Origin of the sequence: Polynucleobacter sp. UK-Gri1-W3 (genome assembly GCF_018881595.1) — a bacterium.
Lineage (GTDB): Bacteria > Pseudomonadota > Gammaproteobacteria > Burkholderiales > Burkholderiaceae > Polynucleobacter.
Genome location: NZ_JACVQA010000008.1, coordinates 184,907 through 209,110, shown reverse-complemented (window position 1 = coordinate 209,110; position 24,204 = coordinate 184,907). Strand labels below are relative to the sequence as shown.

Below are 24,204 nucleotides of genomic sequence, written 5' to 3'. Positions count from 1 at the left end.
GCCTATGTATCTATTGTAATACAATAATCAGCAAGATACTAGTTATTAATTAATTATTTGTAGTTATCTTACAATGTGAAACCCTCTAAGAGCTATATAGAATATGGGCTTTCGGGAATCATGAAAAGAAAAAAACCACACGAATGCGGCTTTCTACTTAGAAGGTTAAATGGACTCCTTGCGATTTGAGACTATTGAACGCATTCATTGATTGATTAGGTTTTAGTGCTCCTGATACCTATTAATCTGAGGATAGTTTAGGTATTGAACAAGCTCACTCTTGTTATATGAATGTTGCTCACCAGAACTATTGTTAAAGCCCTCATCCCTGCTCTCAAAATTCCAGCTTCTAATATTTAACTGATGACTTAAATTGCTGCGTTCTAGATTTGCTTTCAACATGATTTTTCCTATTAGTATCGGTACATAGGTATAAACATCGCTGCGCTATCTTGTGAAGTCTGGTTTCTTGGCTTCTTTTTGCTCTGGGGCCTTTTCTCTGTCTTTAGTTGTTTCACGCTTAAAGCTCTGCTCTTTGACACGGGGTGCATCAAGAGCGGTAGTTTTATCGCTCATCTCGATTGCATTTCTTATTACTGCATCTTTAGCAGTAGTGACAACTGTTACCGACTCTTTAGCCCTCGTTAGCGCTACATATGCCGACTCTTTATTAACTAGTCCAGCGCTACCCTCGCTAATAGCAACAATCGCTTTATCAACAGTTCTACCTTGATTTCCGTGAGCCGTTCTAGCGTAAGCATGATCAACCTTTGCCATATTTTCCGCAGAAACTTTAATCACCCTTCCATCATCGAATTTGATTTCTGCTCCACGTACTGAAATTGACTCAATCTTGCCATTTGCTCCGTTCGACAGATAATCAGGGCTCTTCACTTTATCCCCAGTTTGCTCATTCAAAACTGGCTTTCCATCTTTCATTTGGTATTCACTACCAATGATTGCTCTAACGTCGACAAGATCACTTTTAGAGAAGTCGCGGGTTTGTTTGCTGTCCATCGGGTCCAATCCCTTGATCTCAGCTGGATTAATTGTCGCCCTCACGCCCTTGTCACTAATTACAGTCAACTCATTCTTATCTGTATTCCAGCTAACAATCCTTAACTCTTCACCTTTTTTTATACTTATGCCGCCGGGCGTTTTGAGAGAAATATTTTGATTGGCCTGTAAGTGCGTTACACCCTTATCTTTCAAAATCGATACATTCTTTTTCTCTGCATCAGTCATCTTTGTCGACTCCCGATGCCCGAATTTAAAATCCTTTTCGCCAATTTTTCCAGCAGCCTTAAGCTCAACTCGCACCGCCTCATTGCAACCAATTCGATCTGCATTTGATGTAACAACAACCCCGACCGAAGCGTTTGCACTGCCCTTGATCTTGGTGTCGATCTCTTTCAGATACTCTTTAGCTGTTTCTGCATATAAAAGTGCGTTGTTAGCATCTTTTGAGTAATTAGCATCGTCTTTTTTCAAGCCGACCTCTTTAATACTGCACTTCTCAATTGCTTGGTCGTATTGTCCCTTATTTAAAGAGTCATTAATAGATTTAGTCTGCTCAGTCTTAAACCGAACTGCTTCTACTAAGTTATGCGTTGCAAGCTGGGTTTGCTTTAACTGGTCGAATGCTCTTCCGCCGCTGACGGAGCCAAGTTGCTTTGAATCGCCCTGAATAATTAGCTTAGTTTCTGTTTTTTTGCAGTAATCGATGATCTTAGCCACTTCTTTCGTGCCGATCATAGACGCTTCGTCAAGAACCATCAGCTGACGCTTTCCGTCCACATTCCCTGTTTTATTAAAGTTATCAAGTTGAGTCCTTAGAGTACTAATCTCGACTTGGGCCGCAATCTTTTCAATTGCAATTTTTGAGATAGCTAATGCGGTTGCGGCAGCATGCTCTACCCCTCCCATCAAGACAGGTCTAAAGCTATCCGGACCTGGCTTAATAATCGCCTCGGCAACTCTGACCGTAGCAGACATGATTAAATTGCTAGCTTTTCCGGTCAAGGTGTCAGCCTTGGACATTGTTTTAAGACTTTGATAGCCTACTTTATTGGCTGCTGCCTCAACAAAATAAAGCGCAGTCTTTAAAGGAGTACTCAATCCACCAGTACTATTTGAGCGGTAAACGGTCATATCGTTGAGGTTAACTACATATTTATCTGCAAATAGTCCGATACCTAAAGTTCGAATGTTGGCATCAACGCTTACTTTCCCGATCGATAAGTTAGCTTGCCTTGCTTCTGCAATCTCTATCTTTCGTTGCAATTCACGAGGAATCGAATTTAGGTCGGCTAAAAACTTTGCGGCATTTTTGGACTCAATGCCTGCGGATATGATTTCGTTGGTTGCCTTAGATGAGACCGCCGTACCTATAACTTTATAGCCCTGAGATTGAGCTATCTCGTTAATAACTTTGAGTGCTGACGTTTTTCCCGTTCCTGCTGAGCCTTGAACCAAAGTAACACCGTCTTTAGAATTCAAAATACCTAGAATCTCCGCTTTCTGCTCGCCAGATAATGCATACGTTGATTTTTCAAGCTGAGCCTCATCCGCTTTTTTAAGAAGTTCCTCTGCTCTATCATGGCCTTTGACGATTGGTGTGAATTTATCAATGGTCGATGTCGCGGTTTCAAGCATCTTTAACTCTTCTTGCTGGAGTTCACGAGTAGTTATAAATCTGTTAGCTCCCTCGTGTTGTACGATATTTCCGTCCGTCTTCATGTCTGCAATAGCGGCAGTTATTTGAGCGTTAGTTGCTGTATGCCCACTAAATCTACCCACCTCCTTAATTAAGTCAATCTCCCTAAAACTGCTTTCAGTTGCTGATAAATGAGAAATTGCTTGTCCAACGGCTTTATCCATTTTTTCTTGTGAAATAAATGTCTTGTCGGTCTCGACGGTCATAACCCTTTGAATTCCACCCCCTTCTTTAGCAAAAGCAATATCTCCAGTCTCAGCTTTCCACCTAGCGACATTCTCTTCGCGACTTGTCTCAACTTTATCTTGGCGCGTATTGAGAGATGCTGCGCGTTTTTGTTCAAAACTTGCCTTATCTGGATTAATGCCCATTGACTTAAGATGCTCTTTAATTCCCTCTGACCTTTTTGACATAGAGGCAATCGTCCTGGCGCTGATTTCGGCGAGCTCAAAGTTACCTTTCGCATCTTTAACTACTGTGTACCCCAAATCCGAGCACCGGCGGGCGAAATCATGCTGCTGCATTTCACCGATCTTTAGGTAGGCTTTGTGCTGAATCAACTCATCATTCGTTAGGGAGTGAAATTTGCCCTGTGAATCGACAGTGATTGACGCAATAACTGCGTGAATATGCAATTGCGGGTCGCCATCACGCGATGTTTCGTGTTCAAACGTTACATAAGCTAGTGAATTAGACGCGTAGGTCACCGGCTGGCCGCCTTCTCTCTGCCGATATTGAGCCCCCAAATCTTCCATCTGAGCTAGCGCAGTTTTAACAGACTCACGATAAGCGTCCGCAATCCTCGTGTCACCGTAAACTAGCGCTGCAATGCTCGCGCTTTTCGGTGCAGAAAACGTCATATCGTATCCAGACCGACGTTCTTTTGAGTTAATTCCTAAGTCTTGAAATTGCCCCGTCTGCTGATTTGTCAATTTTCCTTCAAGAGTATTTATAAAATCTTCGCGAGTGGCAGATGTGCCTTCCAGCCCCATAATTTCAGCAGCTCTGCCGCCCCATTCACCATTTGAAGCTTCGTTCGCGTAATCAAAGAAGTATTTAGCGGCTCCTTCGCCGGAGGTAATCGGAGTGCATCGAATCATTATTTACTTTCAATAAGTTAGGGGCCTGTGTCTATATGCTTAGCAAACCTTCTTTACCTTGCGACACAAGCCCCTCATCTTTTTGACCACCCTATTAGATAACGCCCCACTCCGGCGTGGAGAGCTTAACAATCTCCTTTTCTGGCTCTACTTGATTAATATCTTCATCCAACTCGACCTCATCTTTAATTTCGCCACCATCAATCAACTCTTGCATCGCCTCTTTCTTGCGGAAAATTTGAGCTTTGATCGCCTCTATCGCTTTAGCTTGACTTAGATTACCCTGGCGCAATTCCAACTTAACAATCTGTTGACCTAGAATGTTAATTGCCAGATTGCGCTTATAGTCGTCGCCAACTTGACGAACAATGTCGAATCTAGAGTCAGTCGCCGGTAGATCTGCAACTTGCAACTGAAGCTCATCTGCAAATGAATGGCCATCTGCATCTTTTTTTAGCCAAGACATGTAGTCAACCTTAGCCGCAGGGTAAGTTCTTGTATCGCCGGAGAGCTTTAAGTAGCCTGTTAGCGGTGGCAACATTCCGAACTCGGTTCCCATGATAATTGGCTTATCTTGTTGCGCTTTACTGATGCCGATTGAGTCGCGAGCCTCCGTTACCGATAACTGTTGGGATGTAGATACAACCTCTTGTAGCTGCATTCCAAAGCGACCTGATGCTTTATCTTGAGCATCCTTTCCGTTGATTTTGAGCTGGAGGTAGTTACCAAACAGTCCTAATGTAGCAGCGGCGCGGCTCTCACCCATGACATTTACAAGCTGAGTTTCTGATTGCATCCCGACAACTACTGCAACGCCAAACTTAGCAAGGGCTGATAACATTTTGTCTACCTTGCAATCTCCCAGAAGCTGATATTCGTCCAAAAGAAACAAAAACTTAGGCTCGTGAGTCTTAATTGCAGCCTTGGCAATGGTTGCAGTTAAAGCCATTACAAGCATCCGCTTGACTGGTGATAACTCTGAATCGTCGCCGAGAATGTAAAGGTTACCTTCGGGTTGGGCTAAGAAATCGCGCAAAGTCCAAGCGCCAGGCTGGATGCTTAAAATTCCATTTAAATAGATGCCAGCGCTCGCTTTGATTGAATCTGTCATTCCTTTTGCGTTATCTGAGACTAAGAATGCAGCATTGGTTCCTTTGACAAACTCAACCATTTCCTCATGCGTAGCGGAAAAGAATGCTCTTGCCAACTCACTTGAGTCAGTAACGCCACGTTTGGCTAATGAAATAATTAATGCGCTTAATAGTGATCTGGCTGCATCATCAAAGAAGGCATTTGCACCAGCATTTGCCGTTACAGGGATAGCGGCTTGAGCAAGTTCACGAGCATCGTTTTCGGTTAACAACTCTAAAAATATTGACCAAGGAATGCTGCCGATCATTGCTGGATTAAAGAAACAATCGATACCGGGACGGAAATTAGCCTCATAAAATTCTGCTTGTGGGTCATGAATAAACAGGCGAACCTTCTTGTTGGATGCTTGTTTAATTAAATCGTGCATGACCAAAGATTTACCTGAGCGCTGTTGACCCGAAATTCCTGTGCCGTATTTAAAGGCGTTATCAGGGAACGCTACATCGCAAATTGTCCAGTCGCCACCGCCATCTTCTCGTACTAATGCATCGAGTTCTTTAGAGGTTACAACGTCCAAAGCACCTTTTAATCGTTTATTCGTTATCGTCTTTTGACCGAGTTCAAAGAAGAGTTTGTGCGCTCTTTTTGTTATTGGCCAGAACAGCCCCATAGCAATGAATAGCAGGACATTGATTGTCCAGACCGGATTAATCCAGTAGTTTTCCGACACAAAACCACTAATAGCATCCGAATATTCTTCGCTGGTTAACTTGTCTTTAGTAACACCGGAAGCATCCTGAATTTGAATTCGATGAGCTTTTCCGGCAACATCCTTTACCCGCCAAGTAATCGGCGTATCAGAGCTGACATAGCTATTCGACACCACCGAAAAGGTCATTGGAGATATAAGAATTAGCCAAATTAGTAAGATGAGAACTGTTGGGGCTAATCCCGCAGCGCCAGCATACATCCAGCCACGGGCAATAAACTTACCCTTTGTTCTAAGCGTTTCCAACGCTGTACCAGCAATCATATTTGCATTTTTAATATCAAGCATGATCACCTCCCGTGATTTCAATAACATCACCCACTTCATCCGCCACAAGGATGTAATTCTCGAGACTTGGGAAGAAATCAATAAAGCACGGCTTTACGTCTCCGCTTGAGTTTCTCCATTCGCCTGTCGGTAACTTAATAAAATCGGCGAACAAAATATCGTTACCTACGCTCGACTTGATGACGTCAACAACGCTGAAATCGTCAATAGTGTTCGTATAAAAGAACCTGAAGATAATGTCGTGATTGCGACTTGGTTCACGCAAAGTAAGGCGCTGTTCTTGATAAATGCCATTAACTAAATCCTCAAGGCATGAGGTAAATGAGTCTTCTAGTGGATCGTGATTAAGGTTTGTGAACATAATTAAGCTCTGCTTTCTAATAGTTTTGCTGCAATATTTGTACCAATTGAGATGATTTCTTCTGTCTTTTCACGGGACGGGTTTGACTGGGCATCAAGGTTTCTGTATGCAACAGTGTGATAAAGAGTGCCGAGGACAGTATCAGTAATCAGCTTTAATTGACTGCTTAGCTGATCAATCTTTGCTGATTCAGCGTCAAAATGATCGCCCATCGAATTTTGCTTATCCAAGCCTGAAACAACAAATTCACGGATTAATGCAGATGGAGCTACGCCCCGTGCTTTCGATAACTCGCTTAATTCATTAGTAATCCAATCATCCAGTCGAATGCTGATATTGGGTTTTGCCATCATTTACTCCTCAAAATTGTCAGATATGTTGCTTACCTATCTATGCGCTCACCTGCGCAATATGTGCAATTTGAAGGTGAAAACTAACAATTTTGGAGTTTTGCGTAATACGAAGTAATACGGACTAGACCATTGAATTCATTGAGGTTTAAAAAGTCGTATTACAAACGTATTACGAAGGAGCGCGAAACTTTAACTGCGGTAATTCGCCGTAAGACGACAGGAGAGGCTTTTAGCTGTTGAGGTTGACGCTTTACGGGAGATTTCCAAGGCGGCGAAGCCGACGTGCGTAATGTCTGTCTATAAAATTAACGATTGAACACTCTTAACCAATACGCATAGCTAAGTAAAGATGCCTCCCGCCCACAAAAATGCATTTGAATTCTTGTAAGCGGGATTTAACTCGTATTAATTTACATGTCGCAATAAATTTTCGATTACGTTACCTATTAAAACTAACGTAATCAGCAGCCAGTCCACCTAGTGCCTTTTGCATGCAATTTCAATTCCACCGAATATATCTCGAGCCGTAGGATTTGCAATATTCATTTTGATATCCATCCCCTCACGCAAGAGTCCCGATAGATTAATCCCATTCAGCCCTGGCTCGCTCTTAAGTTGCTGCCACGTCTCTGTTTGCTCCGGACGCATACGTCTTTGGTCTGCCTCAACAATTACGCGTGTAATCTGCTGGGCAGCATACGCGCATGGTGAATTTTCAGGGAGCTGGTAACGAGATTGGGCTGCGCCAACTCCTGAAATGAAGATGGTGGATAGCGCTAGAGCATTAAGTAACTTTTTCATAATTACTCCCCACGCTTCTGTGAGGTTGAGGAACCCTTATCGCTGGAACCTGCGATGCTTAACTTTTCGCCCTTAATACCGGATTCAGAAAACCAAGGTCTGCCACGATTTAATAAATCGACCTGACCATAATTTGACTTGAGGACTACTCCGTCATCCCAAATTGCTGACCATTCATTAAACCCACCAATCACTACGTTATTATTTGCAACCATTAAGTACCCATGGCCATCGACTGGGAAACATTGCACTGCGCCACACCTTGGAGCGATGCCAGACTCTGCGCCTTGAGTTGAAGTAGAAGGCCCGGATGAAGTCATTCTAGGGTTATATACCTCGATATTATTTTGCATAATTAAATCTGATAACTCCGAGTCAATGCGCTGAGATAAATATTTAATTGCTGCCTGCCTATTCATTTTTTTACTACGAATAACTGGGAAGGATTTTTCAGCTATATCTGAAAATGATAGATAAACAACACGTTGATATGCTGCCGTTTTATTAAACTCACTTAATGTAAGCGCGGAATCTTCAATTAACGATGCATCATATTTATTACTATACCCATCCTTCTTCCACTTTGTTATCTCAATTAAATTGTCGGAGCTTCCAGTTTTGAATGAAGTAATTTGTCCGTTCGGGAGAATTAGAACCTGCCGCCCAACGCCGAAACTTGTTATATCGATAACGTCATGAACAATCTTGGCCTGCCGTGTTTGTGGATTGAGGTAATACTGGCTTTTCCTGAATGCCTCTAAAGTCAACTGATACATCCCCATGTCATTACTTGCAGCTTGACGTTCGCTACCCGTAGCGTTATAAGTCTGAGCCTGTGCAAAAGTTGTAATCAAGCAAGCTGAAATCATTGAGGAGATAAGTAATTTTTTCATTATTTAGCGCCGTCCAATAAGCCATTTGTCTTAGCCCACGCTGTTTTGTTAGTCACCTCATCACTAATTGCATGTGATGCAAGTTTGAAGATGTCACAATCTTTTCCTGGCGAACATTCACTTACTAGCTTTGAAAATGTGATTTTGCAAGCTTGCATCTCCTTTTTAGTCGCCACCTGACCATTTGAAGCGCAAAACTGGGTAAGATCATGTAAGAGGTTCTCGTTTGATGCTTGGGCAAAACCTGAGGCTAATGTCATTCCAACTACCGCTAAGCTTAATAATGTCTTTTTCATGGTTTTCTTTCTGTATTTGGTTAAATGCTTCTTATAGTTATGTTCTGATCGACGCTAAGTGCTTCGTAATAGTTCGCGTAATTGTCAGCAGAGTTTTAATAGAGCCTGGGTGCCTGTTATCTCGATACCACTTGAAAAGAGTTGTATGGCCTACACCAAGGATCTTTGACAACTTACGACTGCTAGATCCAGCCTCGAAATTCAAAACTCGATACCAGGAGTCGATAAGATCGCGCATTGAGACGCTCAATAATTTCTTATAGACAACCCCGTACTTCTGCTCTAGTTTTTGAAATTCGTTATAAATGTGGCTTACATGGTCTCCGTCAGGCGGACAACGATCAACGGCTGACCAGTTCCTGTTATCTGTACCCAGTACATTTCCCTGCATATAACTCGAAAGTGACGATGCTGAGATGTGAAATCCCTCAATCGCCAATAATTCAACAATGTTCTTATTAGTCAAGCAATGTGCATCTTTGAAATGATTCATTGCAAGCGTTTTCTGAACTGTCGTAAGCGAAGCGCATTTCTCTGGCATTGACAATTTTTTGAGCGCGGATGTATTTGCTTTGGTTTTCATAGTGTCTCTTTCTGTGTTCAAAAAATTGGCCACCTCGGGAGCGAGGCGGCCAATTTATTTATCGACCGAACAGTCCTCCTTTCTTCTCTTCGACTGCTTTTACTGCTTCAACAGTTGGAGTTGGGACAGGAGCGGCTGCAATAACGGGCTCAAATGGGTTTGCCGGCTCAGGCGTAGCTACGGCCTTAACTTCTGTAACTGAAGGGGCTGGCTGCGGTTTTGCTCCATTCAACTTAGAAATATCAGCGAATGCCTTACGGAGGACTGCGTCCGGAAGATTCAAAATGCCAAACTCTTCAGCCAGCTTTCCAATCTTGAGTTGCAGGCCACGAATATCAGCTTCAGCCGCGCTTGTTACTGCTCGCTTTAATTCTGCGACTTTGTTGTTGAATGCGGCTTGCTTCGCCAAAGCTACTGCTAGCTTCATAGATGCTGTTGCGCGGGGTTTTACTGTTTTCATACTTTGCTTCCTTTTTAGTTAAGTTCAATTAGTGATAATGTGAAGCGCTGGGCTATTTCTTAATTACGAGCGGCTCGTTGCTGTCTGCTGCGGCTTCACTGACTTGCTTATTGAGAGCATTTACAAGCGGAGCTCTTGCTGCTGCATTAGCCTCTTGCACTGTTTTTCGCTCTTCTTCTGTCATAGCTGCAAGCTCTTTTAAGCGCTTTGCTTCGAGTTCTAGCGCAGATACCTTCTCGCTTGATGCGCCACGAGCAGATGCCCACTCAACCTCGAACTGAGCCTCACTTGCCTGGTTATTTGAGCGATTAGCATTTTTAGTGGCTGAGAAGTCGCTGTAAAACTGGAGCACGAGGAATAGAGCTGCTGCACCACTCAAAACAAGCCCCAGGAGTTTGGTTTCTATCAAAAACAGGGCTACAACGCCGAGGACGAGCAAGGGAGCAGCTATCCAATAGAAATTCATTTGGACTCTCCGGCGGCGGCAATAAGCGCATCGTTGAAGAACTTCTCAGCAGCCTTCACATCAATATTTTTAGCATCGACTGCCAAAATCTTCGTTACATCGTCGTATCTAGATAGCAATCCAATAGTGCCGAGCTGCTTAAAGCCTTCGACTACTTCTGAGCTGGGGTCGATCATTACTGAGAGTTTTCGCTCTGTATCAATCGCAATCAGTGAGTACTCTTCACATCCTGTGCCGATGAATTGGGTGTTTCCAGCGCGAAATGTCGTAAGACATTGATTTTTTAAACCTTGCTCAATTGCATCTGCGTTGTTAGCGCTTGCGGCATTTGCGGGCGGGATGAGGGCTAAAGCGGTTAGTGATGCCAAAGCGATGACTGTTACGTATAACGCGAGTTTCTTGATGATGATTTCCATGATTTTCTTTCTGTTTTAGTTAAATTGACTTACTAGTTAAATGTGAACGCCTGCGCTTTAATGCTTAATGTCCGCTGAAATCTTTGCTGTCTCGCTTGAGCCCGAGGATTCTTTTGTATTCAAGTCGAGTCTTTGATTAAGTGCAGTCGAGAGAGAAGATGACATTGAGATGTCATATGACTTACCAGAGAGAGCGCCGCCTCCGAACCACGTAAGACCGTTCTTCGCGACTTGAAATCCGTTTGAGCCTGCGCTCACTGCGCTGTCGCCAATTTTGTATTCGATAGGGGATGAACTGCCAGCTAGATTTTGTGTGAGTTGAGATGCTTTCGCGCCGGCTAAAGCTTTTGAATAAATTGCTTCGAGAGTGGCGGATGGGATTTTGCCTAGCTCTAGTATGATTTTGGCTTTTGCATCGTCAGGGTTTTGAAGCGCCTGGGAGCTGATTTTTGATACGATTTCTGTAGAGATGGAGTTTGCAAAATCACTCATTGCAGCACCGCGAATCATGAAGTCGTGGTCATTGATAAATGAAGGCCAGGCGAGAGCTGGCTCATAGCTTGCTGAAATTGCGAGCGCAGCAGCTACGTAAGCCGGATTCAGGGTTGATGTCGACACTTTTCCAGAGAGCGTTGCTGAGCCTGAGCCAATGAATGCTTTTCTAAATGGTGGCTTGATGCCCTGCTGAGCTAGAAAATCACGCATTGACTCTGCAATCAGAGCTGCCGCTGGCATTTTTACTGAAAATTGGTTTGAGTCGCTGACTCCGATCGAACGGTCTTTTGTAATCGACTTTGACTGATCACTTGAAGTGGACTCAGTTTTATCTAAGCTAAAGCCAAATGAGCCGAGTTTGTCGCAAGCGCTCAGAGTAAAGATTGCAGCTATACAAAGCGGGATTAATTTGAGATTCATATTCAATGTTCCTTTGGTGGTTACATTGAATGTGCTAAGTGAACCTAGTTGCTACTGACTTACCAAAGCAGAAAAGGGGATTGAACCCTCCCCTTTGGTTACTTACGGATTGCTATTACCTGCTGGTAATCCGTGTACACGGTATTACGCGTAGTTAGGACCTGGAGCACAAGTCTGGCGGAGTGAAGCGTAGCTTCTCTGCTTTGGGTAAAGGTTTATACGTGTACACGCAACGATGTTAGGGATTGGGTTTATTTAAAAACATTGTCTTCATAAAGACTAATTATCAATCTAAATAGTTGGGTACCTCGAAGAGGTAAATGCTCTCTTCTCTTCTCTTCTCTTCTCTTCTCTTCTCTTCTCTTCAGCAGTCTTGAGTAAGTCTTAAGTCTGACTTAAGCCCGTCTTAAGTCCATAAGCCCGCCCAAGTCTACTCGTCATATCGGTTATTTAACAAGATCAGGCAAAAGCACATCTAATTCGGGCTCGTAACTAATTTTTCCAGTACCACTGACAAAGGCAATGTAGTCAAATGCTGCATCTAATCCAGACTGATATTTGTTAAAGCGCTCTGATCTCACATCAATCTTAATAAGCTTGCCGGCCCTTGTCGATGCAATTACGTCGAACTTAGCGTGACTGTTTGATACAGATCTATAAACCTCAAAACCCCTCGATACCAAATTATGGACAACTGCCATCTCAGCAATTAAATTTGTATCTAGAGCCGAATCGGGGGATCTTTTAAAAGTTACTCTAGTTTCTAATCCCATTTCTGCTAGCAACTGACTCACGCGAGCACGCGTTATTCCCCCCCCTATTTCCCTAGCTATAGCCGCCGCGGTTGCATTTGGATTCCGATTGCGTGCCGCAAGAATTAGTAAAGGAGCGTTCGGGTGTCGCGTTTTTTTTGATTCTTCCATCTTTAGAGTTCTTTCCTTAATGTTTGCTTTGGTAAATGCGTGTACACGACTTATTTGTAGATAGTAACACTCAAATTTAGTATGTCAAATATAAATAAATATGAAAAAATAATGATAATTGGTCTTAAATCCATTATTTATATGACTTTTAAGCTATCTCCCCTAAAATATATATTTGACAATTTGATTGACAACAATTGAAATTGATGTATTATTGATCAATGAACACTTACACACCAATACTCCAGCCCCACAATAATTTGACAATCTGCAAGGGAAACTCGTAATGCCACAACGAGTAATTAGAGAGGAACTCCTGACTTCAGAGGCGTATTGGAACGTTTGTGACGAAGCAAAGATATTGTTCGTTCACCTTTTGCTCTGCGCTGATGACACAGCAAGATATACCGGGAATAACTGGAGTTTGCGGGCTCGCTGTTTTTCTGGCAGGTCGATGGAAGCCAATAGGATGGAAGTTTTACTCTCAGAACTTGCCGATCAAGACCTAGTCCGACTCTATGACTCTGCCGGAGTGCGATTTATTTTTATTCCAAGGTTTCAGCAAAGGCTCCGCTACCCAAAAAGCAAGTTTCCAGCGCCGCCAGCTGGAATAAGTGATCTACCAATAGAAAAATCAAATCAAGCAAGCCAGCAATATGATGAAAAAGAAGGCGTCGCTACCTCCTCTAAAGAATTCAAAACGCCTGCTTCAACGCAATCCAAAGGTACACGATTTAGTGTCGAGGAAGAAATTGGCGAAGAATGGATAGCATATTGCAAGTCAAAAAGGCCAGATCTACACCCTCACGATGTTTTTGAAGTATTCAAAAATTACTGGGCTGGTACTGCGGGATCAAAAGGTCTAAAGGCAGATTGGTTTGCGACATGGAGAAACTGGGTTATTAAGCAAGATGCATCACGTAGCAAGGCGGCCTCAAGTGGATCAATGGCTTCAGGCTACGCAAATATATGATCGGCCATCTCCAGATAATTAAGTGTCGCATGGGAGGCCTTACTCCGGCCGAAGCATTTGTTCGCATTAAGCATGCTCCACCAGGCGACCATGAGAATCAAATTGAGTGCGGCAGCAACTCTATAGATATATGGACCGAAGGTTCTTCACCATCACGTGCAGACCTTAGGTGGGCCACCAACATAACTATTCACCTAATACCTGGATTAGATACAACTATCGAGCATTACACCAAGTGGTGGCTCGCTTTTATTGCAGTAGATCCGCAACAACTCATTGGAATAGACACAACCGGAGAATTAAATACATGGCAAGCATCTTAAGAACAGACAATATTGATTTTCAAAAATACTATGCAGAGACTGAACCGTCAAGAGCAGTTTTTGAAAAGTCAGATTATGAAGAAGATGTAGCCGAATTCATTGCGAATCCTGGTATCCGCAAGGGTAAACATACACCCTGGGATTTGGCTGGCGAATACATTGGCCTTCGCGAAGGTGAGACGTCCTGCTGGGCTGGGGTGAATGGTCACGGTAAGAGTCTGCTGGTGGGTCAGGTAATGCTAACTCTTGCAGAGCAAGGTGAAAAGATATTGATTTGTAGTTTCGAAATGGCTCCAAAAAGAACTCTTTTGCGCATGATGATGCAAGCGATTGGCGGCGACACACTTACTACAGTAAATCAAAAGAAATTTTGGGATTGGAAGAGAGATCAAGTTTATGTACTCGATCATCATGGAATGATTGACCCCAGCACAATTATTGCAATCTGTCGTTATGCAATTAAAGAGAAAGGTGTAAAGCATATCGTTATCGATAATCTTATGCGCTGCATACCAAAAGAAACAGATTACGACCAGCAAAAAGACTTTGTGACAAAAATATGCGCACTTTCACATGACACTGGCGTTCATATGCACCTAGTACACCATCTGCGTAAAGGCGAAAAGGAGTCATCTGAGCCCGATAAAAGCGATATTAAAGGGACTGGGTCAATTGCAGATCAAGTAGACAATATTTTCATGGTCTGGAGAAACAAAGATAAGGAGAATGAAACGGCAAACAATCGTCTTCCCGACAACTCGATACCTGACGCAGCACTGTTATGTAGGAAACAAAGAAACGGCGAATGGGAAGGCAAGATAGCGCTGTGGTTTGATCCAAAAAGTTCTCAATTTTTAGATTCATCATTTGCGGATCCACACAAATATTTAGGCGATCTTGAAATGTAAATGGACAACAAATAAATAAAAATAATTGTTGTATCTTGATGATTACTGTATTACAATGGATTCAACGAAACAAAATTACTTACGGAAGCTAAAAAAATGAACAATATGAAATTCGAAAGCACAGTAAACGTACTAAACAAGTACAGCAAGACCATAAAAAAGCTCGCATCTATCAAAGGGCTGGATGTAAAAGAAGTTGAAAGTGAAGCTTGGCTACTTTTAGCTGAATTTGATACCTCGATCGTAGTTACCGATCAACTATTTGAAAAGAAGCTTTTGCAAAAAGTCACTGATTTAACTAAGTCATGTGGCCTTGGCCGTGGCTCAAAAGGTGGCTGTGTAAACTCAAATACCGACAAAGAAAGAAATGAGCTTGAGATCGGTTATGCCGAATCCGCAGAAGATGCGCTTGAGCTTAAGCTTGATATGTTGCAAAGAGAAGTTGACCTCGACGCCGCTATTGCTGAATTGCCGAGTCGTACCCAAGCACTCATTTTGGCACTTGAGACTTCCTTAACTGGACGCGAAATCATGAGCAAATACGGAGATCAGATGGGTGTTTCCTGCCTAAGCGTTATGAATAGACGATTGGCAAGCGAATCAAAAAGAGCTTGTGAGCCAACAACACAAATTGATTTATTTTGAGTCAAAGCTATTTATATTCAGCTAAGCATCGAAGTATTAGTGCGCGAAAGATGGGATGGAGTAATGATGTATGGGCCCGACTTTCACGTATCGGATTAAATAATTTTGATCTAACAGACATAGTCACCTACGAATTTAAAACCATAGAAGAAGCTCATCGGCACGAAAGGTCATTTCAACACAAGCTCCACGGGATGAATCGTAAGGATACGCATAGGTTCCCTGGTGACGGTAAAACTGAATGGTATGCGGTCGAGTCTTTATCAATTATTGACGCGTTAATGACTGCATCAAAACCATTTTTGCAGGTCGTGCGCTCGCCGGTCCTGCTTTCTAGCTCCAGTTTGTGGCCACATCGCACCGATCTAATAAAGATACGAACCGATGTTGATGGTCTCGTTATAGCTGTCGAAGCATTCAACGAATTTATAGACAATGCTGCGATAAGTAATCCACATATGAGAATTAGTTACTTACCCGGTCATAAAATTTACTTTCAAGCCTGCGACTCATTTTTTATGAAGTCAATTGGCATGATGATGCGCGAACAACCAACATATTTAATTTCTGGTCGACTGACAGACTCCTACATTTATGAACCTACACAGCTTGTAATCTCTATTGAGAAAAAAGTTGGTCGAAAAGATTTTTTCTTACATCTTAGCCAAGTAATCGTTAAAGAAAAATGTATCTCGACGGCTCATAACGTTTTAATTGAATTCAACAATCGCTTTCCAGAGCTTGATTGCATAGCTTTGTATCAATGCGATTAATAGCAATTTCTTCTTTGATTTGGGTATCCGCCAAGCTATCAAAGCGTCGCTTTGTACATGTATTAAATAGCCCGGCAATCATGCCCCGCTTTTAGAAAAGGAATTGATATGCCTGAATTCGGAGATGTAAAACAAGCCCACCTTCCGCCAGAAGCAAAGCCGCCTGGCAATGAGACCCGATTTATTCGTGAAGGTGGTGGCGGGTCTGGGGATTGGATGACTCAGTTAGGCAACGCGATCGGTAACTTTTTGGAACAAGGCGTCAAAGATATTCTGAGACTGCCAGTCGATTTGGTCGCTGGCACAGTAAAAGGTGTTGGCGATGGTCTCGCAGCAGGTGGAAAGTCGATCATTGAAGGCCTCAAAGACGCGGTGAAGGAGATTAAGCAAGATTCGAGGGAGCCGTCTTCAAATAAAAATGAAGCCAGATCATCACCTCAGTCTGCGCGACCCAGCGAAGGTTCAGCACGTAATGCTGAACATCAAGCAAGAGCTCAGGAACCAAAAAAATCTCGCGAACGTGATTCAAGTCAAAACAACTCGCCTATATATGGTCAAGTTCGTCCCAATGGCCCCTCTTCGAGCATGGAGCCTGCTCAACACAGGACTTGGGCTGATGCGCCGAGTCATGCAACGACAACTATAAAGGTTCAAGAGCACAAAGAGCCTACCGTTCGCAAATATGGCGAGCCCGCACAAGATGCTGCTGCTCGAACTGCCTCCCCACCCGATCAAGCGCAAACTGTCAAAAAAGAGACTGAAGCTCCTCCGATCGTTCGTAAAGATCATGCGCCGATAGAAACCCCAGAGCAGAAGAAATGGGAAGCCTCTGATTACAAAGTTAGCGCAGAAAAAACTAGCGTGAAAACTGTTGACTCGGTGCTACAAGAAATCAGGGCTGCAGGAGAAATTGAGCGCGAGAAAGCAAAGGAAAGCGAAAGAGTTCCAGAGAAATCACCTGAGCGGACAAGATAAGTGTCGGTTACGGTCGTAAAGTGCCGGTATGTACACTTTATGACCGTTATTCGGCAGACCAAAATGCATCAAACACTGATTTAATGACTACATAGATGCACAACTTATAACTACAGAAACCGCGGAAAAACAAATTATGTTCTTAACCCTTGCTGAGCTCCATGAGCTAACTGGAAAAATTCAAAGAAAAGCACAGGCATGCGCATTGCGCTCCATGGGGATAGAGCATAAGTTAAGACCGGACGGCAGCGTAGCCGTACTGAGGTCATATATCGAGCAGACGCTAGGTTTGAGTGAGCCTAGAACACGAAATAAAAAACCAATCGAACCAAACTGGAGCGCTATTTAAATGCCTAAGCCAAGAAAATCAGAAAACAAGGGACTACCTGAACGCTGGCGCTCATATCACGGAGCATATTATTTTTCAGTCCCCGTAGGCTTAGAACATCTATGGGAAGGAAAAAAACAATTCCGCTTAGGCAAAACATTGCCGCAAGCATACGCAAAGTGGGCTGAGCGCATAGGAGCGCAAAATAACGCACAAAATATTTCAGAACTACTTGACCGCTATTTAATTGAAGTTGTCCCAACTAAAGCCATTTCAAGTCGCGAATCCAATTTAATCTGGATCAAACAAATTAGATCCGTTTTCGGCACTCTAAAGCTGAGCGCAATCCAACCTCAGCATATTTACAAATATGTTGATATGAGAACCACAAAAAAGCTGAATGAAAATGGAAATATGTCCGGCGGCAAAACTACGGCGCATCGTGAAATGGAGGTGCTTTCTCACTGCTTTACTAAGGCCGTGGAGTGGGGCTACATTCATCGCCACCCGTTTAAAAACGAAGTTCGTCTAAAAGGGGAGAAATCACGCGATAGATATATTGAGGATTGGGAAATTTTAGAGATGCTTTCAATGAAAGCTCAACGTATTAAAGGCAGTGTTCGCGCAATTCAAGCCTATATTCGACTCAAAATTATCACCGGAATGGCTAGGTCGGACTTATTGCGACTCACTATGTCCAATTTAAAAGAGGACGGAATTCACATCCAACGCCATAAAACTGCTAAATCGACTGGTAAGCGCACGATCTACTTATGGGACCCTGAGCTTAGGGATTGTGTTGAAAAGGCCAAGGCAGCCCGTCCTGCGCTCTCTACGTTCCTTTTTTGCAAGAAAGATGGTCATGGGTACTTCAATGAGGAGACTGGTAAGGCAAATGGCTGGGATTCTATGTGGCAGCGCTTTTGTGCAAGAGTGCTCAAAGAAACGAAGGTTGATCTTGGCTTTACGGAGCATGATTTACGAGCTAAATGCGCCTCTGACGCTGAGACTTTAGAGCACGCTAGAGCCCTACTAAGTCACGCCGATGGTAGAACTACTGACAAAATCTACCGTCGCAAGCCCGAAAAAATCGCATCTTTAGGTATGAAAAAGGCCTCTTAGAGGGCTATTTCTATTGCACAAAAGCAGTTCTATTGCACAAAAGGTAAGGGCCCCCGACAGGAGGCCCTTATAGTTGGTGCGGCTGGCAGGAATTGAACCCACGACCCCTTGGTTCGTAGCCAAGTACTCTATCCAGCTGAGCTACAGCCGCAACAGCCATAATTATGCCATGGAAGAGAAGAACTACATCACCCCCGCTGGTCACGAACGCATCAAGACCGAGCTCCTACAGCTCCTAAACCTTGATAGACCGGAGGTTGTGAAGGTAGTCCACTGGGCTGCCAGCAATGGTGACCGGTCTGAAAATGGGGACTACATCTACGGAAAAAAGCGTCTTAGGGAGATAGATCGGCGAATCCGCTTCCTGAACAAACGTCTTGAATTTGCGGTAGTTGTCGATAATGCCGCCCGAAAATCTGGTGAAAATGACTCCGAACAGGTTTTCTTTGGCGCTACTGTGACTTACTCAACCCTAGAGGGCGACCAGGCCGGGAAAGAAACCACCATCACGATTGTTGGCGTGGACGAGGTGGACTTAGATAAGGGGCACGTCAGCTGGGTATCACCTATAGCAAAAGCCTTGATCAAATCCCGGATCGGAGATTGCGTCTTTATACAAACACCAACAGGCCCTGCTGAAATTGAAATCTTAGACGTTCAGTATTTATAGAGTCAAAGGAGTCTATGTCGCGCGAGTACGAGTGACTCGCATGACATCAGGATTGGCGCGTAGGCTGCGCATCACTTTAGAGAGATGCAGACGATCGTAAACCTGGATCGTAAAGCGGATAGTGACTGAATCTTCTTTAAAGCGATCTTCCATAGATACATTCATGATGTTTGAATCTGCAGAAGTAACACTGCTCGCCACTCTGGCTAAAACACCTTTACCTTGTAGTGTATCAATGGCTAGATCCAATTCAAACTCACGATTGAGTTCTTTACCCCACTCCACCTCAACCCACTTGTCGCTATCCTTAGAAAGCATGCGCAATGCCACTGGACAATCATTAGTGTGAACTTGCAATCCTTCGCCTTTGCCAAGGTAACCAATGATGTTGTCGCCTGGTATAGGATGGCAGCAGGTTTGAAAGTGAATAGAGTTGCCCTCACGCCCATCGACCAAGATAGCTTGACGTTGGTGGTGATGCCCCATTTCTTGATTTGGCGCAACCCAGTCCGCAACACCTAAACGCATCTGCTCAGCACCGCCCTCATCATCAATAATAATTTTGAGACGAATAGCGAGCTCCTGCGGGGAACGTCTACCCAAGGCGATATTGACGCAAGCTTCTTCGCGGGTTTTATCACCAGTCCAATGCGTCAGCTTTTCCCAAATCTCAGGACTGAGTAAAGCAGCATCTACACCTTGCTGACGCAAAGCATTTGCCAATAGACGCTCGCCCAGCTGAAGCGATTCAGAATAGTGTTTTGTTTTGAGAGAGTGGCGAATGGATGCGCGGGCCTTACCGGTTCGCACAAATGCTAACCAACCTGGGTTAGGCTGCGAGTTTGCAGAAGTAATCACTTCAACGATATCGCTATTTTTTAGTTCGCTACGCAAAGGCAATTGCAGGCCATTAATCTTCACAGCCACGCAAGTATTGCCCAGATCACTATGAATCGAATAGGCAAAGTCTAGGGCTGTCGCCCCTCTTGGTAATGCCCTGATCTGTCCAGTTGGCGTGAACACATAAACTGCATCAGGGAATAAATCAATTTTGACGTGCTCTAAGAATTCTTGAGAGTCACCACTACTATCCTGAATATCAATTAAAGACTGTAACCATTGGTGCGCGCGGTTCTGCACCTCACTCATATCTGGAGAGCCATCTTTATAAGCCCAGTGTGCTGCCACGCCAGCTTCAGCAACCGCATGCATTTCAGTGGTGCGAATCTGAAACTCTACCGGCACACCAGATGGACCCAATAAAGTCGTATGTAAGGATTGATAGCCATTTAATTTAGGAATAGCAATGTAATCCTTAAACTTACCGGGCATGGGCTTATATAGCGCATGCAAGATACCAAGAGCGCGATAGCATTCATCAATCGAATTCACCGTTACGCGGAATGCATAAACATCCAATACTTGTGAAAAGCTTAGATGCTTCGAGCGCATCTTGTGATAAATACTAAAGAGGGTCTTTTCACGACCGCGTAGATCAACCTCTAAGTTGGCCTTCGCAAAAGCCATACGAGAGGATTGCAAAATCTTTTCAACCATCTCCTTGCGATTGCCACGCGCCCGCTTTACTGCGCCCTCAATAACCCGAAAGCGCATAGGCATGGAGTAGCGAAAACTCAAATCCTGAAGGTCGCGATAAATGACATTTAATCCAAGACGATGTGCAATAGGTGCGTAGATTTCGATTGTTTCAGCAGCTACACGACGACGCTTCTCCATCGGCACCGCATCTAGGGTGCGCATATTGTGAGTACGGTCAGCAAGCTTTACTAAGATGACGCGGACATCGCGCGCCATTGCCATAAACATTTTGCGAAAGCTCTCTGCTTGAGCTTCTGCATGACTTTGAAACTCTAATTTATCGAGCTTCGTTAAACCCTCAACTAGCTCAGCTACTTTATTGCCGAACTTTTCAACTAAGTCTGCTTTTGTACAGCCAGTATCTTCAATCACATCATGCATTAAGGCGGCCATGATGGATGGCGCATCTAAACGCCACGTCGCACAAAGCTCTGCTACAGCAACTGGGTGGGTAATGTATGGTTCGCCGCTATGACGGTATTGCCCTAAATGGGCGGCATCAGAAAACTGAAATGCCTTTTTGATTTGCACAATCTCTTCAGGCTTGAGGTAAGAGAGTTTTGCAAGCAAGCCCTCTATCGAAACCACCTGATGCTTTAGTGGAAGACTGGGTGCAGAAGTTGGGCCAAATAAATGACGGCTCGATTGAGCCAACAAACTGGCAATAATTGATTTTTTACCGCTTTGAATTGGGGTGTCAGATTCTTCATCTAACAACTGTGCTTGAGCTGAGCCAAGCGAAGCATCTTTAGGCAAGATGCTTCCTACTTTTTCCGATGTTTTGACCAATCCTAAAGGAAGCTCCACACCGGAACTCCTTAATTACAGAGGTACTTTGGTCAACATGTCACGGTCAGTCACACCAGCGGCTACTTCGCGCAAAGCAACTACAGTAGCTTTATCTCTGGACTCAACACGTGGGGAGTGACCTTGTACCAATTGGCGAGCGCGATAAGTCGCGGCCAAAACCAATTCAAAACGATTGGGGATAGTTTTAAGGCAATCTTCTACAGTAATACGTGCCATGCTGGACTCACTTAATTTAGCTTCAATACCTATAGGATAACTGATTAGACCCCAAGGCGCTTTAAAAGAGCTGGATTTCTGGCCATGCTGGGACCGGAACGTAGGCGGCTTGAAGCCAAAATATGCTTTAAATCGACCAATGCCTGACCAAAAGAATCGTTTACCACGATGTAATCTGCCTCAGGAGCATGCTGAAGCTCTACGTGAGCGGCTGCTAGGCGGCGCTGGATAGTTGCCTCATCATCTTGACCACGCTTACGTAGACGCTCTTCCAAAGCCTCTATTGAGGGCGGGAAGATGAAGATCCACTGGACTGAGGGAATTAGCTTCCGAATTTGTTGAGCTCCCTGCCAATCAATCTCCAACATGACATCGCTACCCGCCTGCATTTGAGATTCAATCCATAGTTTTGAAGTGCCATAAAAATGCCCGTGAACTTCTGCCCATTCTAAAAAATGACCCTTGTCACGCTCTTGCAGAAAATCCTCTTTAGCCAGAAATCGATAATCCTTGCCATCGACTTCACCGGGTCTTGGCGTACGAGTAGTTGTTGATAAAGATAATTTAAGTCCAGCATCTTCTTTTAGCAAGGCATTCACTAATGAAGATTTGCCTGCACCTGAAGGCGCAACAATCATCAGCATGCTGCCTTGATACGATGGAGTCAGATTAAGGTTAGTCATAAATCAATCAATAGATTACTCGAGATTTTGAACTTGCTCACGCATTTGCTCAATCATCAGCTTGAGCTCCAGAGCAGCCTGCGTGCATTCTTCAGATACAGACTTCGAACTTAAGGTATTGGCTTCGCGATTGAGTTCTTGCATCAGAAAATCCAAGCGCTTGCCGACTGGGCCTTTGCCTGCAAGTGCATTATCAACCGCCTGAAGATGGGTCTTTAAGCGCGCGAATTCTTCAGCTACATCAATGCGGACTGCGTATAGGACAACCTCTTGACGAATGCGCTCCATCAACTCAGTGCCAGCCTTTGCTTGCTCTTGCGTTGCTAGCGCTTCTGCTAAACGCTCGGTGAGCTTTTCTTGATATTGCGCTACATATTCAGGAATCTTAGGCTCTATGGCCTTAACGATGTCACGCATCTTCCCGGTAATGCTGGTTAATACACCAACCAAGGCTTTACCTTCAGCATGACGACTTTCCATGAGAACGGCTAGGGCTGCGCGCCCGGCTTCGACCGCGGCAGTAATCCAGCTATCTTCTTCACCCCGCGGTTCAGAGACAACGCCAGGCCAACGCAGGACTTCAGCAATGCTGAGCTCTTGTGCTTTTGGGAAAGATTCTTGGGCTTGTTCTTGGAGGGTATATAAAGCATCAAGGCGATCTCGATTAATGGCCCCCAAGGCATGTGGATTACTTTTGGCGGCGCCCGCAGCAGCGCTATTGACTCGCCATGCCGCCCTAAACTCCACCTTGCCTCGAGAAAGGCTTTGGGTGGCCATTTCTCGCAAGGCAGGCTCCGCCCCGCGGCATTCGTCCGGAAGACGAAATCCAAGATCCAGAAAGCGGCTATTAACAGCCCGACATTCCACCTGCAGATCAGCAACTACACCAGCTCCTAAGGAGACTTGGCGAGAAGCGCTGCCATAACCAGTCATGCTCGATATCATATGGACATTGTAGATTCATTATTAATCTAGACACCAACCTCACAGGACCCTCTTTATGAGCACTGCTAACCCAGCCAATATTGCCCGCCCTAGCGGACGTAAGCCAACCGATTTACGCCCAGTAACCATCTCCAGGGCCTTTACTAAGCATGCTGAAGGATCCGTTTTGATCGCTTTTGGGGATACCAAGGTTCTGTGTACTGCCAGCATCCTAGAAAAGGTGCCTCCTCATAAGAAGGGCTCAGGCGAAGGCTGGGTTACGGCCGAGTACGGCATGCTGCCCCGCTCTACCCATACCCGCAGCGACCGTGAAGCAGCCCGCGGCAAACAATCCGGTCGTACTCAAGAAATTCAGCGCTTGATTGGCCGCGCTATGCGTAGCGTCTTTGACTTAAAAGTTCTCGGTGAAAGAACAATTCACCTCGATTGCGATGTATTGCAAGCAGACGGCGGCACACGCACAGCTTCCATTACTGGCGCCTATGTTGCTGCTCGCGATGCAGTAAATCAACTATTGAAAAGTGGCGCACTCACTAAGGACCCCATCATTGATAGCGTTGCTGCAATTTCAGTTGGTATTTATCAAGGGGTAGCAGTGCTAGATTTAGATTACCCGGAAGATTCTTCTTGCGATACCGATATGAATGTCGTCATGACTGGTAAAGGCGGAATGATTGAGGTGCAAGGTACCGCTGAAGGTGTTTCCTTTTCGAGATCTGAACTGAATGCTTTATTGGATTTAGCTGAGCAAGGCATTCAAGAGCTCACGCAATTGCAAATTGACTCGCTTAAATAAACTGAT

Annotated in this window: 27 protein-coding genes and 1 tRNA gene; 10 read left to right on the top strand and 18 right to left on the bottom strand. The window is 44.3% G+C overall.

What is annotated here, in order from left to right:
* Positions 1–447: 447 nt before the first annotated feature.
* From mobF to ICN36_RS08905, 13 genes are all read right to left on the bottom strand, one after another.
* Entirely contained in the window at positions 448–3,816 is a 3,369-nt protein-coding gene (gene mobF / locus ICN36_RS08965; protein WP_216228038.1) for a MobF family relaxase, read from the bottom strand.
* 94 nt (positions 3,817–3,910) lie between these two features.
* Entirely contained in the window at positions 3,911–5,965 is a 2,055-nt protein-coding gene (locus ICN36_RS08960) for a type IV secretion system DNA-binding domain-containing protein (protein WP_216228037.1), read from the bottom strand.
* A complete protein-coding gene (locus ICN36_RS08955; RefSeq protein WP_216228036.1) occupies positions 5,958–6,326 on the bottom strand; it encodes a hypothetical protein in 369 nt (122 codons plus the stop codon). The genes ICN36_RS08960 and ICN36_RS08955 overlap by 8 nt, the downstream gene beginning before the upstream one ends.
* 2 nt (positions 6,327–6,328) lie before the next feature.
* A complete protein-coding gene (locus ICN36_RS08950; RefSeq protein ID WP_216228035.1) occupies positions 6,329–6,679 on the bottom strand; it encodes a hypothetical protein in 351 nt (116 codons plus the stop codon).
* A gap of 477 nt (positions 6,680–7,156) precedes the next feature.
* Positions 7,157–7,480, bottom strand: coding sequence for a hypothetical protein (locus ICN36_RS08945; RefSeq protein ID WP_216228034.1), 324 nt, complete (start codon positions 7,478–7,480; stop codon positions 7,157–7,159).
* 2 nt (positions 7,481–7,482) lie between these two features.
* On the bottom strand, positions 7,483–8,373 hold the full coding sequence (locus ICN36_RS08940; RefSeq protein WP_216228033.1) for a hypothetical protein: 891 nt from the start codon (positions 8,371–8,373) through the stop codon (positions 7,483–7,485).
* A complete protein-coding gene (locus tag ICN36_RS08935) occupies positions 8,373–8,669 on the bottom strand; it encodes a hypothetical protein (RefSeq protein ID WP_216228032.1) in 297 nt (98 codons plus the stop codon). The genes ICN36_RS08940 and ICN36_RS08935 overlap by 1 nt, the downstream gene beginning before the upstream one ends.
* Positions 8,670–8,706: 37 nt before the next feature.
* On the bottom strand, positions 8,707–9,252 hold the full coding sequence (locus tag ICN36_RS08930; RefSeq protein WP_216228031.1) for a hypothetical protein: 546 nt from the start codon (positions 9,250–9,252) through the stop codon (positions 8,707–8,709).
* Between the two features lie 58 nt (positions 9,253–9,310).
* Positions 9,311–9,712, bottom strand: coding sequence for a hypothetical protein (locus ICN36_RS08925; RefSeq protein WP_216228030.1), 402 nt, complete (start codon positions 9,710–9,712; stop codon positions 9,311–9,313).
* Between the two features lie 52 nt (positions 9,713–9,764).
* Positions 9,765–10,178, bottom strand: coding sequence for a hypothetical protein (locus ICN36_RS08920; protein WP_216228029.1), 414 nt, complete (start codon positions 10,176–10,178; stop codon positions 9,765–9,767).
* On the bottom strand, positions 10,175–10,594 hold the full coding sequence (locus ICN36_RS08915; protein ID WP_216228028.1) for a hypothetical protein: 420 nt from the start codon (positions 10,592–10,594) through the stop codon (positions 10,175–10,177). The genes ICN36_RS08920 and ICN36_RS08915 overlap by 4 nt, the downstream gene beginning before the upstream one ends.
* Positions 10,595–10,651: 57 nt before the next feature.
* Positions 10,652–11,509, bottom strand: coding sequence for a hypothetical protein (locus ICN36_RS08910; RefSeq protein WP_216228027.1), 858 nt, complete (start codon positions 11,507–11,509; stop codon positions 10,652–10,654).
* 446 nt (positions 11,510–11,955) lie between these two features.
* Positions 11,956–12,432: a hypothetical protein gene (locus tag ICN36_RS08905; RefSeq protein ID WP_216228026.1), complete on the bottom strand. Its 477-nt coding sequence runs from the start codon at positions 12,430–12,432 to the stop codon at positions 11,956–11,958.
* Positions 12,433–12,718: 286 nt separating this feature from the next.
* Here ICN36_RS08905 and ICN36_RS08900 point away from each other — a divergent pair, with 286 nt between their 5' ends.
* The 8 genes from ICN36_RS08900 to ICN36_RS08865 all read left to right on the top strand — a co-directional run bounded on the left by ICN36_RS08900 (position 12,719) and on the right by ICN36_RS08865 (position 18,479).
* Positions 12,719–13,405, top strand: a complete 687-nt coding sequence (locus ICN36_RS08900) for a hypothetical protein (RefSeq protein WP_216228025.1) — start codon at positions 12,719–12,721, stop codon at positions 13,403–13,405.
* A gap of 29 nt (positions 13,406–13,434) precedes the next feature.
* Positions 13,435–13,728, top strand: coding sequence for a hypothetical protein (locus tag ICN36_RS08895; protein ID WP_216228024.1), 294 nt, complete (start codon positions 13,435–13,437; stop codon positions 13,726–13,728).
* Entirely contained in the window at positions 13,713–14,636 is a 924-nt protein-coding gene (locus ICN36_RS08890; RefSeq protein WP_216228023.1) for a DnaB-like helicase C-terminal domain-containing protein, read from the top strand. The genes ICN36_RS08895 and ICN36_RS08890 overlap by 16 nt, the downstream gene beginning before the upstream one ends.
* Positions 14,637–14,741: 105 nt before the next feature.
* Complete coding sequence (locus ICN36_RS08885; RefSeq protein WP_216228022.1) at positions 14,742–15,281, top strand: hypothetical protein; 540 nt, start codon at positions 14,742–14,744, stop codon at positions 15,279–15,281.
* A gap of 194 nt (positions 15,282–15,475) precedes the next feature.
* On the top strand, positions 15,476–16,054 hold the full coding sequence (locus ICN36_RS08880) for a hypothetical protein (protein ID WP_216228021.1): 579 nt from the start codon (positions 15,476–15,478) through the stop codon (positions 16,052–16,054).
* A 108-nt stretch (positions 16,055–16,162) separates the two neighbouring features.
* The gene (locus ICN36_RS08875; protein ID WP_216228020.1) at positions 16,163–17,029 is read left to right on the top strand and encodes a hypothetical protein; all 867 of its coding nucleotides are present in this window, start codon (positions 16,163–16,165) and stop codon (positions 17,027–17,029) included.
* A gap of 136 nt (positions 17,030–17,165) precedes the next feature.
* Entirely contained in the window at positions 17,166–17,378 is a 213-nt protein-coding gene (locus ICN36_RS08870; protein ID WP_216228019.1) for a DUF4224 domain-containing protein, read from the top strand.
* The gene (locus tag ICN36_RS08865) at positions 17,379–18,479 is read left to right on the top strand and encodes an integrase (protein ID WP_216228018.1); all 1,101 of its coding nucleotides are present in this window, start codon (positions 17,379–17,381) and stop codon (positions 18,477–18,479) included. It begins immediately after the preceding gene.
* A gap of 74 nt (positions 18,480–18,553) precedes the next feature.
* Here ICN36_RS08865 and ICN36_RS08860 read toward each other — a convergent pair.
* A tRNA-Arg gene (locus ICN36_RS08860) sits at positions 18,554–18,630 on the bottom strand.
* Positions 18,631–18,648: 18 nt separating this feature from the next.
* On the opposite strand from ICN36_RS08860, the gene greB reads away from it, so the two are divergent.
* Positions 18,649–19,149 (top strand): transcription elongation factor GreB, encoded by a 501-nt coding sequence (gene greB, locus ICN36_RS08855; RefSeq protein WP_216228017.1) that lies wholly within the window; start codon positions 18,649–18,651, stop codon positions 19,147–19,149.
* A 12-nt stretch (positions 19,150–19,161) separates the two neighbouring features.
* Here the strand turns inward: greB and ICN36_RS08850 are convergent, their stop codons facing one another.
* Genes ICN36_RS08850 through ICN36_RS08835 form a run of 4 tightly spaced genes read right to left on the bottom strand, consistent with a single transcriptional unit; the run spans position 19,162 to position 23,402 of the window.
* On the bottom strand, positions 19,162–21,555 hold the full coding sequence (locus ICN36_RS08850) for a RelA/SpoT family protein (protein WP_216228016.1): 2,394 nt from the start codon (positions 21,553–21,555) through the stop codon (positions 19,162–19,164).
* Positions 21,556–21,570: 15 nt separating this feature from the next.
* Entirely contained in the window at positions 21,571–21,774 is a 204-nt protein-coding gene (rpoZ, locus tag ICN36_RS08845) for a DNA-directed RNA polymerase subunit omega (protein ID WP_011902918.1), read from the bottom strand.
* A gap of 44 nt (positions 21,775–21,818) precedes the next feature.
* The gene (gmk, locus tag ICN36_RS08840; RefSeq protein WP_216228015.1) at positions 21,819–22,457 is read right to left on the bottom strand and encodes a guanylate kinase; all 639 of its coding nucleotides are present in this window, start codon (positions 22,455–22,457) and stop codon (positions 21,819–21,821) included.
* A gap of 15 nt (positions 22,458–22,472) precedes the next feature.
* Positions 22,473–23,402 (bottom strand): YicC/YloC family endoribonuclease, encoded by a 930-nt coding sequence (locus ICN36_RS08835; protein WP_216228014.1) that lies wholly within the window; start codon positions 23,400–23,402, stop codon positions 22,473–22,475.
* A gap of 55 nt (positions 23,403–23,457) precedes the next feature.
* On the opposite strand from ICN36_RS08835, the gene rph reads away from it, so the two are divergent.
* On the top strand, positions 23,458–24,198 hold the full coding sequence (rph, locus tag ICN36_RS08830) for a ribonuclease PH (RefSeq protein ID WP_216228013.1): 741 nt from the start codon (positions 23,458–23,460) through the stop codon (positions 24,196–24,198).
* The last annotated feature ends 6 nt before the right edge of the window (positions 24,199–24,204 follow it).

Excerpts from the sequence above, each read along its gene's own strand:
- ICN36_RS08960 (WP_216228037.1), bottom strand. The coding sequence starts at position 5,965 with ATGCTTGATATTAAAAATGCAAATATGATTGCTGGTACAGCGTTGGAA.
- ICN36_RS08835 (WP_216228014.1), bottom strand. The coding sequence starts at position 23,402 with ATGATATCGAGCATGACTGGTTATGGCAGCGCTTCTCGCCAAGTCTCC.
- ICN36_RS08925 (WP_216228030.1), bottom strand. The coding sequence starts at position 9,712 with ATGAAAACAGTAAAACCCCGCGCAACAGCATCTATGAAGCTAGCAGTA.
- ICN36_RS08930 (WP_216228031.1), bottom strand. The coding sequence starts at position 9,252 with ATGAAAACCAAAGCAAATACATCCGCGCTCAAAAAATTGTCAATGCCA.
- rpoZ (WP_011902918.1), bottom strand. The coding sequence starts at position 21,774 with ATGGCACGTATTACTGTAGAAGATTGCCTTAAAACTATCCCCAATCGT.
- ICN36_RS08900 (WP_216228025.1), top strand. The coding sequence starts at position 12,719 with ATGCCACAACGAGTAATTAGAGAGGAACTCCTGACTTCAGAGGCGTAT.
- ICN36_RS08920 (WP_216228029.1), bottom strand. The coding sequence starts at position 10,178 with ATGAATTTCTATTGGATAGCTGCTCCCTTGCTCGTCCTCGGCGTTGTA.
- ICN36_RS08865 (WP_216228018.1), top strand. The coding sequence starts at position 17,379 with ATGCCTAAGCCAAGAAAATCAGAAAACAAGGGACTACCTGAACGCTGG.
- ICN36_RS08955 (WP_216228036.1), bottom strand. The coding sequence starts at position 6,326 with ATGTTCACAAACCTTAATCACGATCCACTAGAAGACTCATTTACCTCA.
- greB (WP_216228017.1), top strand. The coding sequence starts at position 18,649 with ATGGAAGAGAAGAACTACATCACCCCCGCTGGTCACGAACGCATCAAG.
- rph (WP_216228013.1), top strand. The coding sequence starts at position 23,458 with ATGAGCACTGCTAACCCAGCCAATATTGCCCGCCCTAGCGGACGTAAG.
- ICN36_RS08940 (WP_216228033.1), bottom strand. The coding sequence starts at position 8,373 with ATGAAAAAATTACTTATCTCCTCAATGATTTCAGCTTGCTTGATTACA.
- ICN36_RS08905 (WP_216228026.1), bottom strand. The coding sequence starts at position 12,432 with ATGGAAGAATCAAAAAAAACGCGACACCCGAACGCTCCTTTACTAATT.
- ICN36_RS08870 (WP_216228019.1), top strand. The coding sequence starts at position 17,166 with ATGTTCTTAACCCTTGCTGAGCTCCATGAGCTAACTGGAAAAATTCAA.
- ICN36_RS08895 (WP_216228024.1), top strand. The coding sequence starts at position 13,435 with ATGGGAGGCCTTACTCCGGCCGAAGCATTTGTTCGCATTAAGCATGCT.
- gmk (WP_216228015.1), bottom strand. The coding sequence starts at position 22,457 with ATGACTAACCTTAATCTGACTCCATCGTATCAAGGCAGCATGCTGATG.
- ICN36_RS08880 (WP_216228021.1), top strand. The coding sequence starts at position 15,476 with ATGAATCGTAAGGATACGCATAGGTTCCCTGGTGACGGTAAAACTGAA.
- mobF (WP_216228038.1), bottom strand. The coding sequence starts at position 3,816 with ATGATTCGATGCACTCCGATTACCTCCGGCGAAGGAGCCGCTAAATAC.
- ICN36_RS08935 (WP_216228032.1), bottom strand. The coding sequence starts at position 8,669 with ATGAAAAAGACATTATTAAGCTTAGCGGTAGTTGGAATGACATTAGCC.
- ICN36_RS08910 (WP_216228027.1), bottom strand. The coding sequence starts at position 11,509 with ATGAATCTCAAATTAATCCCGCTTTGTATAGCTGCAATCTTTACTCTG.
- ICN36_RS08915 (WP_216228028.1), bottom strand. The coding sequence starts at position 10,594 with ATGGAAATCATCATCAAGAAACTCGCGTTATACGTAACAGTCATCGCT.
- ICN36_RS08885 (WP_216228022.1), top strand. The coding sequence starts at position 14,742 with ATGAAATTCGAAAGCACAGTAAACGTACTAAACAAGTACAGCAAGACC.
- ICN36_RS08950 (WP_216228035.1), bottom strand. The coding sequence starts at position 6,679 with ATGATGGCAAAACCCAATATCAGCATTCGACTGGATGATTGGATTACT.
- ICN36_RS08890 (WP_216228023.1), top strand. The coding sequence starts at position 13,713 with ATGGCAAGCATCTTAAGAACAGACAATATTGATTTTCAAAAATACTAT.
- ICN36_RS08945 (WP_216228034.1), bottom strand. The coding sequence starts at position 7,480 with ATGAAAAAGTTACTTAATGCTCTAGCGCTATCCACCATCTTCATTTCA.
- ICN36_RS08875 (WP_216228020.1), top strand. The coding sequence starts at position 16,163 with ATGCCTGAATTCGGAGATGTAAAACAAGCCCACCTTCCGCCAGAAGCA.